9 protein-coding genes are annotated in these 14476 nt (G+C 49.1%); 8 read left to right on the forward strand and 1 reads right to left on the reverse strand.

Going from position 1 to position 14476, the window contains the following annotated elements:
* The first annotated feature begins 50 nt into the window (after positions 1 to 50).
* The 6 genes from QWF21_RS04680 (at position 51) to cls (ending at position 11848) form a co-directional block, all read left to right on the forward strand.
* Positions 51 to 1091, forward strand: a complete 1041-nt coding sequence (locus QWF21_RS04680; RefSeq protein WP_330086888.1) for a WD40/YVTN/BNR-like repeat-containing protein — start codon at positions 51 to 53, stop codon at positions 1089 to 1091.
* A complete protein-coding gene (locus QWF21_RS04685; RefSeq protein WP_330086889.1) occupies positions 1088 to 3406 on the forward strand; it encodes an efflux RND transporter permease subunit in 2319 nt (772 codons plus the stop codon). The genes QWF21_RS04680 and QWF21_RS04685 overlap by 4 nt, the downstream gene beginning before the upstream one ends.
* Positions 3407 to 3640: 234 nt before the next feature.
* Complete coding sequence (locus QWF21_RS04690; RefSeq protein ID WP_330086890.1) at positions 3641 to 8482, forward strand: NAD-glutamate dehydrogenase; 4842 nt, start codon at positions 3641 to 3643, stop codon at positions 8480 to 8482.
* A 112-nt stretch (positions 8483 to 8594) separates the two neighbouring features.
* Entirely contained in the window at positions 8595 to 9605 is a 1011-nt protein-coding gene (gene pyrD, locus QWF21_RS04695; protein WP_330086891.1) for a quinone-dependent dihydroorotate dehydrogenase, read from the forward strand.
* A 130-nt stretch (positions 9606 to 9735) separates the two neighbouring features.
* Positions 9736 to 10254, forward strand: coding sequence for a cell division protein ZapC domain-containing protein (locus QWF21_RS04700; protein WP_330086892.1), 519 nt, complete (start codon positions 9736 to 9738; stop codon positions 10252 to 10254).
* Between the two features lie 202 nt (positions 10255 to 10456).
* On the forward strand, positions 10457 to 11848 hold the full coding sequence (gene cls / locus QWF21_RS04705; RefSeq protein WP_407935264.1) for a cardiolipin synthase: 1392 nt from the start codon (positions 10457 to 10459) through the stop codon (positions 11846 to 11848).
* A gap of 14 nt (positions 11849 to 11862) precedes the next feature.
* Here cls and QWF21_RS04710 read toward each other — a convergent pair whose 3' ends face one another.
* Positions 11863 to 13059, reverse strand: coding sequence for an alanine racemase (locus QWF21_RS04710; protein WP_330086894.1), 1197 nt, complete (start codon positions 13057 to 13059; stop codon positions 11863 to 11865).
* A 140-nt stretch (positions 13060 to 13199) separates the two neighbouring features.
* Between QWF21_RS04710 and QWF21_RS04715 the strand changes: the two genes are divergently transcribed.
* Positions 13200 to 14063, forward strand: coding sequence for an SIS domain-containing protein (locus tag QWF21_RS04715; RefSeq protein WP_330086895.1), 864 nt, complete (start codon positions 13200 to 13202; stop codon positions 14061 to 14063).
* 11 nt (positions 14064 to 14074) lie between these two features.
* Positions 14075 to 14464: a RidA family protein gene (locus QWF21_RS04720; RefSeq protein WP_330086896.1), complete on the forward strand. Its 390-nt coding sequence runs from the start codon at positions 14075 to 14077 to the stop codon at positions 14462 to 14464.
* The last annotated feature ends 12 nt before the right edge of the window (positions 14465 to 14476 follow it).

Consider the following 14476-nt stretch of genomic DNA (forward strand, 5'->3'; position numbering starts at 1 on the left):
AAACGGCTGAGCTTCTCAGCCGTTTTGCAATTAAATCGAGACGAATTCTGATGAAATCTGCCTGTAGTATCCCCCTTTGGATTGGTATGGCGTTGTTTATGAGCCTGGCGAGCAGTGCCAAGCAAGACCGCTTAGCTGCACAACCTGCAGTTTTGGCCCCCCTTGCTGAGCACTCGTTACTGACCGATATCACCATACTGCCATCAAACCGCCTTATTGCCGTAGGTGAGCGAGGTCATATTCTGTGGAGCGAGGATGGTGTGCACTGGCAACAGGCAGACGTGCCTGTGCGGGCCAATTTAAACGCTGTGTCCTTTGTTGATGCCAGCCATGGTTGGGCTGTAGGTCATGATGCCAGTATCTTGCACACTCAGGATGGTGGAGCCAGTTGGCAACTGCAACAGTTTTTGCCCGAGCTGGATAAGCCCTTGTTGGATGTGGTATTTGAAAGTCGCGAGCACGGTATTGCTGTTGGTGCTTATGGCCTGATGTACCGTACCCGGGATGGAGGCACCAGTTGGGAGGCCGAGTTTCATCTGGAGTTGCTGGATGAAGAGGAGCAAGAGTACCTGCTGGAGTTAAAACAAGATGATCCTGAGCTCTACGCCGTTGAACTAACCGCTATTTTGCCGCACTTCAATCGTATCTTTGTGGCAGACAACCAGCTGTTGATGGTTGGTGAAGCAGGTTTTTTTGCAATCAGTGACGATTTCGGTCAGCACTGGGAATTGCTTGAGCCCTTTTATCATGGCTCTTTGTTTGATGTGGCTGTGACTGCAGAAGGACATTGGCTTGCAGTTGGCCTGCGTGGCCATGTGTTTTTATCTGAAGATGAAGGCGAAAGCTGGCAAGAAATGGTGCTGGACTCGCAAGCGACCATTAATAGTGTGATTGTACTCCCTGAAGCCATTTACTTAACCGGCAATGCCGGCCTTTGGGCAGTCAGTACCGATCAAGGACAAAGTTTTGTCTTTAGTACCGAGGTGGATGGCCGTGCTATTGTGAATGCGGTGCCATTTCAACAGCGGATGATCCTGGCTACCGAGCTTGGGATCCGTCAGTTAGCGCAACAGAGCCAGAAGAAGCCATGAGTTTAAATCGAATCGTTAATAAAGTTGAGTATGCCTTATTTCGTCACCGACTGGCTGTGTTGGCCTTTTTCGTGTTGGCTACCTTGTTCTTATTATTTAAAGCTACTCAAATTCAGTTGGATGCTGGTTTCAGTAAGAATATACCGCTCAAGCATGAGTACATGAAAACCTATATGCAGCACGAGCAGGATTTCGGAGGTGCCAACAATATTTTGGTGTCGATGTGCGATGCCAGTGGCACTATTTTTAATGCGGATTTTTTCGATAGCCTGCGCCGGGCGCATGATCAGTTGTATTACATTCCGGGCGTTAACCGGGTCCAGGTACGCTCTTTGTTTAGTCCAAGCACCCGTTTTGTGGAGGTGGTGGAAGATGGCTTTGCCGGTGGACCGGTGATACCGGCAGATTTTGTGCCTGATCAACGCGGTCTGGCAAGAGTACGTGAGAATGTGGAAAAGGCTGGTATCGTCGGTCGCATGGTGGCGGATGATTTTAGTTGCGCCATGATCAACGCTCAGTTGCTGGAAATAGATCCCTCTACCAATGAGCGGCTTGATACCATTGCTTTTGCCGCAACCCTTGAAGAGCAAATTCGTGGACAGTTTGAAACTGAGCAGGTCAGTGTACACATCATTGGGTTTGCTAAGATGGTGGGGGATGTAGCAGATGGCGCCAAAGGCGTACTGACTTTTTTCGCTATCGCCATTGCTATCACATCCCTGATGGTATTCTTTTTCTCACGTTCTTTGATGTTGACGGTGCTGCCAATAGCCTGTTCATTGATTGCAGTGATCTGGCAAATGGGCTTGCTGTCGGTGATTGGCTTTGGCATTGATCCGATGTCAATTCTGGTTCCTTTTCTGGTCTTTGCCATTGGCGTAAGTCATGGTGTGCAGATGATCAACTCCACAGGGAAGCGGGTGGCATCCGGCCTGGATGCGAAAACGGCGGCTCAGGCCAGCTTCCGTAAATTGCTGGTCCCTGGTGGTGTGGCATTGCTGTCTGATACCGTTGGATTTTTAACCCTGTTGATCATTGAGATTGGCGTCATCCGGGAACTGGCCATTACTGCCAGTCTTGGAGTCGCGGTCATTATTCTGACCAACCTGATCTTATTGCCGGTGTTGATGTCTTACGTACGTTTCAGCAAAGCTTATCAGCAACGTGCTGCAGCTGGTAATCCTACTGCTGATAAGTTGTGGTACAAGTTGTCTGCGGTGGCAACTAAACCGGTAGCCGCAGTGGTGCTGGCAGTTACAGCCCTGCTTTTTATCGCGGCAAGCATCCAAAGCCAACAGTTAAAAATCGGTGATTTGCATGCCGGCGCCCCTGCTTTGCATGAGCATTCCCGCTACAATCAGGATACCTTCCTTATTACTGATCGTTTTGCGATTTCGGTGGATTACATCAATATTATGGTGGAGTCTATACCGAATGCCTGTACCCATCATGACATTATGCAACGGGTAGATCATTTCCAATGGCTGATGGTAAATGTACCTGGGGTACAATCTGCAGTATCACTGTCTTCAGTGGCGAAAACCATCAATGCAGGTTACAACGAAGGTAATGTGAAATGGCGGGTATTGCCACGCAACACCCAGAGTTTGGTGCAGGCATCCGCTCAGGTAGAAACCAGCAGTGGCTTGCTGAACCGGGATTGTTCAGTAATGCCAGTTATGCTGTTTTTGGAAGACCACAAAGCCGAGACGTTGGCCCGGGTGGTGCAAGCGGCGAAAGAGTACGGCAGTGAACTAGGGGATGAGGATACACGCTTTATGCTGGCATCTGGTCCGGCGGGAGTAATGGCAGCAACGAATGAGGCAGTGGCTGCAGCACAGCGACCAATGATGCTCTATGTATATGGTGCTGTCATTATCCTCTGTTTGTTAAGTTTTCGCTCTGGTCGGGCAACTGCTGCTGTGGTAATCCCACTCTTTGTAGTATCGACCATGGCGATGGCTTTAATGACCTTACTGCAGATTGGCCTGACAGTATCGACTTTGCCAGTAATAGCGCTGGGCGTAGGTATCGGGGTGGATTATGGTATTTACATTGTATCCAGCATGAGTCAGATGCTCAAAGATCGTGTACCAATGCGCGATGCTTACTACGAAGCATTGAAAGAGCGGGGCAGTGCTGTTCTCTTTACAGGCATTACGCTGGCGATTGGGGTGAGTACCTGGGTATTCTCGGCTTTGAAATTCCAGGTCGACATGGGTATTTTGCTGACTTTTATGTTCCTGGTGAATATGTTGGGAGCCATTCTGGTGTTGCCAGCGCTGGCTGCTTTTTTCTGGCCAAAGAATAAATAAGCCAAAAAAAGTTTATGCATGACTAAACACGAAAATGGCCGAAAGGCCATTTTCTATTTAAGGGAAGTGCATAAGTTATCATCAACAGTTGCCGTCACTGGTTGCACCAGTCTAAAACACTGAAATAAAGCTCGAAAATGGCTACAATAGTGACTACACTTCGCAGCTAACGCGCACAATCGTGTGCAGTTGAATCATGCCCTTGGCGTCATGACGTAAATAAAGGATATGAAAATGGCACTGATAGATGGTCAACCCTCTGTACTATTACAAAACGTAAAAAAACTTATTCAACAGAAAGTGAAAGAGCAACCTGCTCTGGTCGAAAAATTTGCTTCTATTCTCTATGGCAGCATTGCTTCAGAAGATTTGATTGGCCGTAATGACAGTGATCTGTACGGCGCTGCATTAAGCCTTTGGAAAACATTTAATAACCATCACCAGGATGGGGCTGTGATCCGGGTGTTCAATCCGGAAATTAGCCGGCACGGCTGGGAGTCCAAACATACCATCGTCGAAATTGTGGTGCATGACATGCCCTTTTTGGTGGATTCGGTACGAATGGCGCTGACTCGTCAGAATATTTCGGCTCATTTCTTTGTCCATTTGCCGTTGCAAGCCAAGCGCACTGCGGAAGGCGCGATTGAAGACTTCCATAAGCTGGGCGCCAAAAGCCAGGCCGATACCCGCCAGACGGTGTTTCATATTGAAATTGATCGCCAGACCGATAAGGCGGCCATTGATAACTTGACCTCTGAGCTGCACTCTGTGATGGAAGATGTCACTTTATCGGTGCAGGATTGGCAAGTGGTCCGTGAGAAGCTGAAGTCTGTTATTGCCGAGTTGCCAACCAGCAGTGACAAGGCGCTGAGCAACCAGCGTAAAGACCACATCGATTTCTTACACTGGCTGGTGAAAGATAACTTTACCTTCCTTGGTTACCGCGAATACAAAATCAAACCGGTCAAAGGTGATTATCGCATTGAAGGTATAACCGATACTGCGCTTGGCCTGATGCGCCGGGCCGATGCCAGAGATTTGATGCTGTCTGAATTGCCGGAAAATGCCCGCCACCAGGCATTGGATGATTCGCTGTTGATTCTGACCAAAACCAATCATAAGTCGCGGGTTCATCGTCCGGCTTACATCGATTATGTTGGTGTCAAGCAGTTTAATGACAAAGGCGAAGTCACCGGTGAGCATCGCTTTATTGGCCTGTACTCGGCAACGTTGTACAACAACAGTGCCGGTGATATCCCATTGCTAAAATCCAAGTTGTCACAGGTTATGGCGATGTCGGAGTTTACGCCTGGTACCCATGCCTACAAGGCTTTGCTGAATATTCTGGAAACCTATCCACGCGATGAGCTGATTCAAGCCAGTCCAGACGACCTGCTTGAAGTGGCAACCGGTGTATTGCAGATGCAAGAACGGGATATGACCCGGGTCTTTATGCGTAAAGACACCTTTGGCCGTTTTGTTTCAGCCATGGTTTATGTACCGCGTGAGCGTTACAACACTCAATTACGTAAAGAAACACAGCAAATATTCCAGCAATTCCTGAAAACCGATGAGCCAGTTGAGTTTACAACCTTCTTTTCCGAGTCGGTACTGGCCCGCACTCATTACATTATTCGTATCCACGATAGCCATGTCGAGTTGAATGTGAAAGAAATCGAACGCAATCTGATTGAAGCGGCCCGGACCTGGGAAGATAAGTTAGAGTCGGCGCTGGTTGGGGTCTATGGTGAAGCCAAAGGCCGCGAGTTGTCCCGTAAGTACGTCAATGCTTTCCCTCGTGGTTATAAAGAAGAGATGTTGCCAAATGATGCCTTGGTGGACATCGGCAAGCTGGAATCTCTGAACGAAGAACATACCCTCGAGATGTTGTTCTATCAACCACAGGAAGAGAAAAGCAACAGCAAAGCAGTACGCCTGAATCTGTTTCACAAAGACAAGCCGATTCATCTTTCGGATGTGTTGCCAATGTTGGAGAACTTTGGCTTGCGGGTGATTGGTGAAACACCGTATCCGGTACGAACGCCGGATGGTGCTGTCAGCTGGATCCTGAATTTCACCATGGAACTGAACTGCGAGTTATTAAACGACTTTGATCAGGCTCAGCAGGATTTCCAGAGTTCTTTTGCCAAAGTCTGGGCCGGCGCCCTGGAAGACGATGGTTTTAACCGTTTGATTTTAGCTGCGGGTTTGTCTGGGCGTGAAGCTGCTTTGCTGCGAGCTATTGCCAAGTACAAACGGCAAATCGGTGGTACTTTCAGCCAAAGCTATATTGAGAGCACCTTCAGTCGTTACCCGGAGTTGGCCCGACTGATAGTTGAGCTCTTTAATAGTAAGTTTTCACCATCAACCAAGGTAACAGCGAAAGCGATTGAGAAGCTGGAGCAGCAAATTACCGATCAGCTGGAACATGTAGCCAACCTGGATGATGATCGTATTATTCGTCGTTTTGTCGATATTGTGCATGCAGTGCTGCGTACCAACTATTTCCAGCCGGATGCAGAAGGGCAGGAAAAACCATACATCTCGATGAAGATAAAACCGGATCTGATCCCGGAAATTCCATTACCAGTGCCTGCTTTTGAGATTTTTGTCTATTCACCTCGGGTTGAAGGTGTGCATCTGCGGTTTGGTAAGGTTGCCCGCGGTGGTTTACGCTGGTCAGATCGACGCGAAGATTTCCGCACCGAAGTACTGGGCCTGGTAAAAGCACAGCAAGTAAAGAACACCGTGATTGTGCCGGTGGGTGCCAAAGGCGGCTTCGTTTGTAAGCAACTGCCGGAAACCGGTGGTCGTGAAGCTTTCATCAATGAAGGGAAAGCCTGCTACCGCACCTTTATTCGTGGCTTGCTGGATGTCACCGACAACATTGTCAAAGGTGAGATTGTCCCACCAAAAGATGTAGTTCGGCTGGACGAAGATGATCCTTATCTGGTTGTTGCGGCCGACAAAGGCACGGCTACCTTCTCTGATATTTCCAATGGCATCTCTGAAGAGTATGGCTTTTGGATGGGGGATGCTTTTGCTTCCGGTGGTTCCAATGGTTACGATCACAAAGGTATGGGGATCACTGCCCGGGGTGCCTGGGAGTCAGTAAAACGTCATTTCCGCGAAATTGGGGTGGATTGTCAAACCACTGATTTCACCTGTGTCGGCATCGGCGATATGGCGGGGGATGTCTTTGGTAATGGCATGCTGCTTTCTAAACACATTCGCTTGCAGGCTGCTTTTAACCACATGCACATCTTTATTGACCCTACACCAGATGCTGCCAGCTCTTACCAAGAACGTGCACGTATGTTCAAACTGCCTTCATCGACCTGGGATGATTACGACAAATCTTTGATTTCGGAAGGTGGCGGCGTCTTCTTACGCAGTGCCAAGTCGATCAAGTTAAGCCCACAAATGAAAAAGATGCTGGGTACCAGCAAAGCCAGTATGACGCCAACCGAGTTGATTCGTGCATGTCTGGCCATGCCGGTCGATCTGATTTGGAACGGCGGTATCGGTACTTACATGAAAGCTACGGATGAAAGTCATGCCGAAGTTGGCGACCGTGGCACGGAAGCACTGCGTCTAAATGGCCATGAATTTAAAGCCAAGATCTTTGGTGAAGGCGGTAACCTGGGTGCAACCCAGCGCGGCCGCATTGAATTTGCTGCCAATGGCGGTCGCATCAATACCGACTTTATTGATAACGTTGGTGGGGTAGATTGCTCAGACAATGAAGTCAACATTAAGATCCTGTTGAACTCTTTGGTGACAGCCGGCGATCTGACACTGAAGCAGCGCAACAAGCTACTGGTAGATATGACTGATGATGTCGCCCGTCTGGTTATTGAAGACTGTTATCTGCAGACTGAAAGCATTTCTATTTCCGGTTTGCTCGGTGCTGATCAACTGAAGGAATACACCCGTTTTATCCATACCCTGGAGAAAGAGGGCAAGCTAAACCGTGAGCTGGAATTCTTGCCTTCGGATGATGAGTTGTCTGACAGAATGGCACGAGGCATGGGGCTGACCCGCCCTGAGCTCGCTATTCTGACCGCCTATGGCAAGATGGTATTAAAAGAGCAGTTGGTTCTGCCTGAGATTTACGAGAACCCATACTTCAAGCAAGAGTTGTTTGCTGCTTTCCCACAAGTACTGCAGAAGAAGTACAGTGCTGAAATGGAGCAACATCCGCTGAAAGGCGAAATCATTGCTACCAAGTTGGCCAACCAACTGGTGAATGAGATGGGGCCGAATTTCGCCCAGCGGATGAGTGAAGAAACCGGCAGCAGTGTGGCAGAGTTGATGCTTTGTTATGCGATGGCACGTGATTTACTCGATATTCCAACCTATTGGGATGCGCTGCGTGCTTTGGATAACAAGATCCCGGCCAGTCTGCAAACCAAGTTATTGCATCAACTTCGGCGAACCATGCGTCGGGCTACACGCTGGTTCTTGCGCCATCGCAATAAAGCACTGGATATTCAGCAGACACTGGCGTTCTTTAAGCCAGCCTTTAAAGAAGTGTCAGAAAATCTGCCACGCTTTATGGCTGCCAAAGAGATGGCTGAACTGGATCAACAGCTGAAAACATACCAGGACAAAGGGGTGCCGGCTGATACTGCTCGTTACCTGGCTTATCTGAGTACGGTATTCTCGGTAATGGATATTGCTCAGGTGGCGGATGCAGAGCAAACGCCACTGCCATTGACTGCGGAAATTTACTTCAAGCTGGGCGACCGGCTGGATCTGCACTGGTTCCTGGAGCAAATTACGCAGCAACCTGTTGCCAACCACTGGCAGGCCCTGGCACGTGCCAGCTACCGTGAAGAGTTGGACTGGCAGCAACGCTCCATGGCCGCTGTCGTAGTGCGCAGTTGTGGTGGCGCTTGCGATGCCGAAGCTGTGATTGAAAGCTGGCTGACAGAGCACGATGCCTTGCTGGAGCGTTGGCGTATGATGTTGGCTGAGTTCAAGACAACCAAGACCCATGAGTTTGCTAAATTCTCTGTGGCCTTGCGTGAGCTGATGCTGCTGAGCCATCACTGTGAACCTGTTCAATCCTGAAGCAACAGGGTAAACTACCCTACAGGTTAAACCCAGATAGCCCCGGTACTCCTGGTTACTACACCAAGATGCCGGGGTTTCTTTTGCTGACGAAACACCTGGAGCCATCGCCATGTTTTATCCCTTTGCCCGAAGTATGATGTTTGCCTGTGATGCGGAGTGGTCGCATAATTTTGCACTGGGTACCCTGAAGCGCTTTGCGCATACCCCTTTGGCGCGGACCTGGCAACAGCAATTGGCATCCAAACCAGTGACCGTTGCGGGTATTCAATTTGATAATCCGATAGGCCTGGCTGCAGGTCTGGATAAAAACGCTGAATGTATTGATGCTTTTGGTCAAATGGGTTTTGGCTTTATTGAAGTTGGTACTGTCACTCCAAGGCCACAACAAGGTAATGATAAACCAAGGATTTTCCGGTTACCTAAAGCTCAGGCCATTATTAATCGTATGGGTTTTAATAATAAAGGCGTCGACTACCTGATTGAGAATGTAAAAAAGGCACAGTATCAGGGGGTGCTGGGTATCAATATAGGTAAGAACAAAGATACGCCCAATGAACAGGGTAAAGACGACTACGTCCACTGCATGCGCAAGGTATACGCCCATGCAAGTTACATCACTGTCAATATTTCCTCCCCCAATACACCGGGTTTGCGTGATTTGCAGTATGGTCAGGCCCTGGATGATTTATTGCAAACGGTGCGCAACGAACAATTGGACTTACAGGCCCAGTTTGATAAGTATGTGCCCATCTTTGTCAAAATTGCTCCTGATATGGATGGCGCCGAAGTGCAGCAGGTGGCAGAGGCTTTGTTGCGTAACCAAATGGATGGCGCTATTGCTACCAACACTACTTTGGATCGTAGCCTGGTACAAGGGTTAAAGCATGCCGATGAAGCGGGTGGTTTGAGTGGTTTGCCGGTGCAGCAAAAAAGTACTGCTGTGTTGCAACAATTGCGGCAGGCGGTGGGGAATGACTTTCCATTGATTGGTGTTGGCGGTATTGTTGATGGTGCTTCAGCCAAAGCGAAGCTGGCTGCAGGGGCAAACTTGGTGCAATGCTACACCGGCTTTATCTACCGGGGGCCCAGCTTGCTGACCGAGATCATCGACAGCCTGTAGTCGATCTTTCATCCTTAGAAGGATCCTGGCAGGATCCTTTTTTATTAGAAGAAATTCGAATTTCACTTTGATCATAACTTGTTATAATTACACCAAATGATCAATAATTCTAATACCTTAGGGATGCTGTATGTTGTCACCCACCGAAAGCTGGAGCTGGTACCATTGCACCGAGCGTAATCAGCTGGTGTTGGATATCAATGCTGAACTGGCATTCCCGGTGCCTTTCGCAGCAAACCTGCTGCAGTTGCCGGCATCAACGCAAGCCTTCACCATGCAAGACGCAGAGCATTACTGGCAATTGCTGGAGACCCTGGCCGAGACTGCACTTACTTCAGAGCAGCAGCTTTACTTTACCTTGACCGCTTTGGCCGCCTTGAAGTTTATGCGTTCGCAGGGACACAAAAGCTGGTATTTTGCTGATATTGCCAATACGAAAGCGGTACAATCAATGCAATTAGCCGAATTGGTGGGGCAGCAACTGGTGCAGGTTGTGGTGCTGCAAACCGACGGCGATTGTGCCGAGTGTATGTTGTTGAACAGCACAACAAACCTGGCTGGCAAAGCGCTTGTTGCAGGCTCAGTAGTGCGTGTCTTAAACTCCCGGCTAAGGCCATTGGCGCATCAATCTCTGCGAAAATCTGCCTGAGTTTTGTTTCTTGCCACGCGGTTGCCCTGACCGCGTTGTTGCTATAGTATCGCTTTGTCACAACGCCCGGGATACGCTATTAGCAATCATGTTTAAAAAAATATCAGCTTTGATCCGCCAGGTTGCGGGTAAGCCTTTACCAGCTCTGCCAAGCCCTCTGGTACTGAGTAAACGACGACGTTTTGCCGTAGCTATTCTGCTGATGTTTCATATCATGGGTTTTTTATCTTCGCTGGATGCTTTGATGTCTTCCCGAACATCGCAGGGTAGCATCGCCTGGATTGTTTCGCTTAATACCTTTCCCTATGTTTCTGTACCGGCGTATTGGATTTTTGGTCGGCAAAAGTTCCAGGGTTATGTTATTTCCCGGCGTGAAACGGACTCGGATCTGTGGCTGAAACACCAACTGAAAATGTCGACGGTTGATCGTTTTCAGCTGCAAAACAGCCGCATTCGCGGCAATATGCAAGCGGTTGAGTCTCTGGCTAAGATGCCTTTTTTAACCGGCAACGACATTGAATATCTGATTGATGGGCAGCAGAAGTTTGATAGCATCTTTGCCGGGATCCGCGCAGCGGAACACTATGTATTGGCTCAGTATTACATTATCCGTAATGATGCTATTGGCCGTCAGTTTCAGCAGGCTCTGATCGAGAAAGCGCAACAAGGTGTTCCTGTCTATCTGCTGTATGATGAAATCGGCAGCTACCGGCTTGGTAGAAACTATCTGCGTCAATTGGAGCAGGCAGGGGTGCAGGTGCGGCCTTTTCATTCCACCAAAGGGCCAGGCAACCGCTTTCAGCTGAATTTCCGTAATCATCGGAAACTGGTGATTACGGATGGCAAACATGCCTGGCTTGGCGGGGCGAATATAGGTGATGAATACCTGGGCCAAAGTTTGCGGTATGGTCATTGGCGGGATACCCATTTAAAAATCACCGGACCAGCAGTGATGAGTGTGCAACTATCCTTTGTGGAAGACTGGTACTGGTCCAGCGAGGTGATTCCTGAATTAACCTGGGAGCCGGTGGTCGCTGAACGGCGCGATCTGCCAGTACTTATCCTGCCTTCAGGCCCGGCAGATCGGCATGAAACTGCCAGCCTGATGATGCAGCATATGATCCACAGTGCCGTGGAGCGCTTTTGGATTTCCAGTCCGTATTTTGTTCCGGATGAAGGGGTGTTATCTGCTTTAAAGCTGGCAGCGCTCCGCGGAGTTGATGTGCGTATCCTGATCCCCGAGCGTACTGATAACTATCTGGTTTATCTGGCCGCCTATGCGTTTGTTGCCCCATTAATTGAGCTGGGCATCGATATCTACCGCTATCAGGATGGGGTGTTGCACTCGAAAAGCTTTCTGGTTGATCATCATGTCAGCAGTGTCGGAACAGTCAATCTGGACAATCGTTCGTTTCGGTTGAACTTTGAGATCACGGCCCTGATTGGTGGCGAAGAGCCCAACCAACAACTGGAGCAGATCTTCTTGCAGGACTTCGGGCGTTCCCGCACCATGACAGTGGAGGAAATCGAACAGAAGTCGTTGCTGTTCAGGGCTTTGTCACGCGCCGCTTATCTGATGGCACCTGTTCTTTAAATCCACTGTCGGCATTAGAAATAAGTATCCATCGCTTCAAGCAGTTGGTATTCATCATCCACCAGCCAGATGGTGCGCCACTTGTCGAACGTAAGGCAAGGGTGTGAACTGCCTAAAAGAGCCAGATCACCGACTTTCAGTTGCAGTTCGGCCGGATAGTACCAATAGGTATGCTGATCCATTATTTTTTTGCTCTCGCACTGGCTCAGATCATAGGGCAACTGCCTGCCATCCCGGTAGATTTTTAGTACCTGAGGCATGCCGGCATCAAAGGCAATATCCCGTTTGCCAAGCCCAAGTACTGCCAGGCCGGGCTCTGGTAAAGACTGAATATAAGCGGCAACTTCCAGCGCCGGTTGCAGATCGCCAGGAACTTGCCGCGCTAATTTGCTGCGTTGCTGAACCTGTTGCTGAGCTGCGGCATACAATTGATGATCATGACTGACGTAGCAGCCAGGTCTGAGTACAACCTGAATGCCGGTTTCAGCTTGTACATTGATTAATTCATCGGCGACCACGTCGTACCAAACTGAGCCAGCTCCGGTTAGCAGAGCAGTTTTGGTTTCAATGTTACTCTGCAGCAATTGTAAGCAGAGTTGCCTGGCTTGTTGGATCCAAAGGCGGACACTGGCTTCATCTTTAGCCACACCTTCATAAAACTCGACGCCGGCCAAATGAAGTCCCTGCAGTTGATGGATGCAGTTGGCTAACGACAGGCACTGCTCGATTTCGCGCAGACCACAACGCCCGGCCGGAGTACCAAGTTCAACCAAACATGGCAGATTAAGCTGCTTACTGTTAAAAAAGCCAGCCAGGCTTGCCGCATTGTCTGCATTATCAACGCAACAATACAGCTCAGTGCCCTGTGCCAATAATTCGGCCACAACCTCCATATTGGCTTTACCTACCAGTTGATTGGCGATAATGATGCGTTTCGCGCCAGCACGGGCAGCGACCCTCGCCTGATAGGCCGTGGCCACCGTCAGACCCCAGGCCCCGGCTGCCAGTTGTTGTTTAAAGATGCTTTCCGTCATGGTGGTTTTGCCATGAGGGGCCAGAGCCACATTGGCAGCATCTGCAAACTGTTGCATCCATCGAATATTATTGTGCAGAGCTGATTGCCGGATAATGGCTGCCGGCAGATGAAGCTGTTCGGCCAGTAAGCTGACTGGCTTGGATGCTGTGCGGGCAAAATCTGCTTTGTGTTTCATGACAACTCCATTGGTAAGCGCAAAACATAAATTATCTGTTACAGCTGTTTACTTTTAAAATTGAATGGTACAAAGTATCTGATGTAAATGCCATGCTATCTATGGATTTTGTAGTATTTTAATTTGAGAAAAACTGCTTAATGACATTTGAGATTGATATTTTATCACGTATATCTGAGCGCTTTGTTGAGTTAAGTGATTCCGAACAAAAAGTTGCGCAGCTTATTCTGAACGATGTGCGTGCCGCTACTGAGTTAAATATTGCGGCTTTGGCACGCAATGCCGGTGTCAGTCAGGCCACAGTGACGCGTTTTGCCCGCAGTGTAGATTGCAAGGATGTGCGGCAACTCAAAGTAAAGTTGGCGCAATCGCTGGCTGTTGGCCAGCGATTTGTGGAAGAAACACCGGATTTGGATGGTATTCAAGGGGTGTATGAGGCCATCAAAAACACGTTGGATGCCAGCCGTAAATTATTGAATGATGAGGCCGTGCACCAGTCTGTAGAGTGGTTGCTGCAGGCCAGGATGGTGATTTGTCTCGGTATGGGGGGCGGCTCATCCATTGGCTCGATGGAAATGCAAAATCGTTTATTTCGTTTTGGGGTGCCAGTAAGCAGTTATCAGGATGGGTTGTTATGCCGGATGGTCGCCGCAGCGGTAGAGCCAACAGATGTACTGGTTGTGATTTCGCTCACAGGCAATACCCCGGAAATCATTGATGCAGCGGCAATTGCACGGCAATACGACGCCAAAGTCATTGCGATAACCAAGCCTGGTTCGCCGTTGGCAGCAGAAGCCGATCTTTTATTGGCAATACAAGCACCGGAAGCCGACTACATATACAAACCTTCAGCGTCGCGCTATGCCATGTTGGCGGTTATTGATGTGCTGGCAACAGAGTTAGCCAAGCAGAATAAGCGTCGGTCACGCGACAAACTGCGCAGAGTCAAGTTATCGCTTGATAGCCACAGGGGCGGTGATGAACGGCAACCTTTAGGGGATTAACAGGAGAAACGATGTCGATTATTCGTTATGGTACAGAAGGCAATACCGGTACCGGAGGCCAAGCCTTGCCTTTTGCCAAAGCCGTTGCGGCAGGTGGTTGGTTGTATGTTTCAGGACAGACACCGATGCGTGATGGTGAGGTGGTGGAGGGTGGTATTGTGGAGCAATCGCGGTTGGCGATTGAGAACTGTCTGGAAATCATGCACCAGGCGGGATTTCACAAAGATCATATTGTGCATGTGAAGGTGTTCCTGACCGATGCCCGTTATTTCTCCTCCTTCAATAAAGTCTTTGCCGAGTACTTTGCCGATGCGCCGCCGGCCCGAATTTGCGCAGTAACAGACTTGGTGGTCGATTGTAAAGTAGAGGTAGATCTTACTTGTTTTAAGCAGGAACTATAACTGGCAAATGAC

Source organism: Alkalimonas mucilaginosa, assembly GCF_036327005.1.
GTDB classification, from domain to species: domain Bacteria; phylum Pseudomonadota; class Gammaproteobacteria; order Enterobacterales; family Alteromonadaceae; genus Alkalimonas; species Alkalimonas mucilaginosa.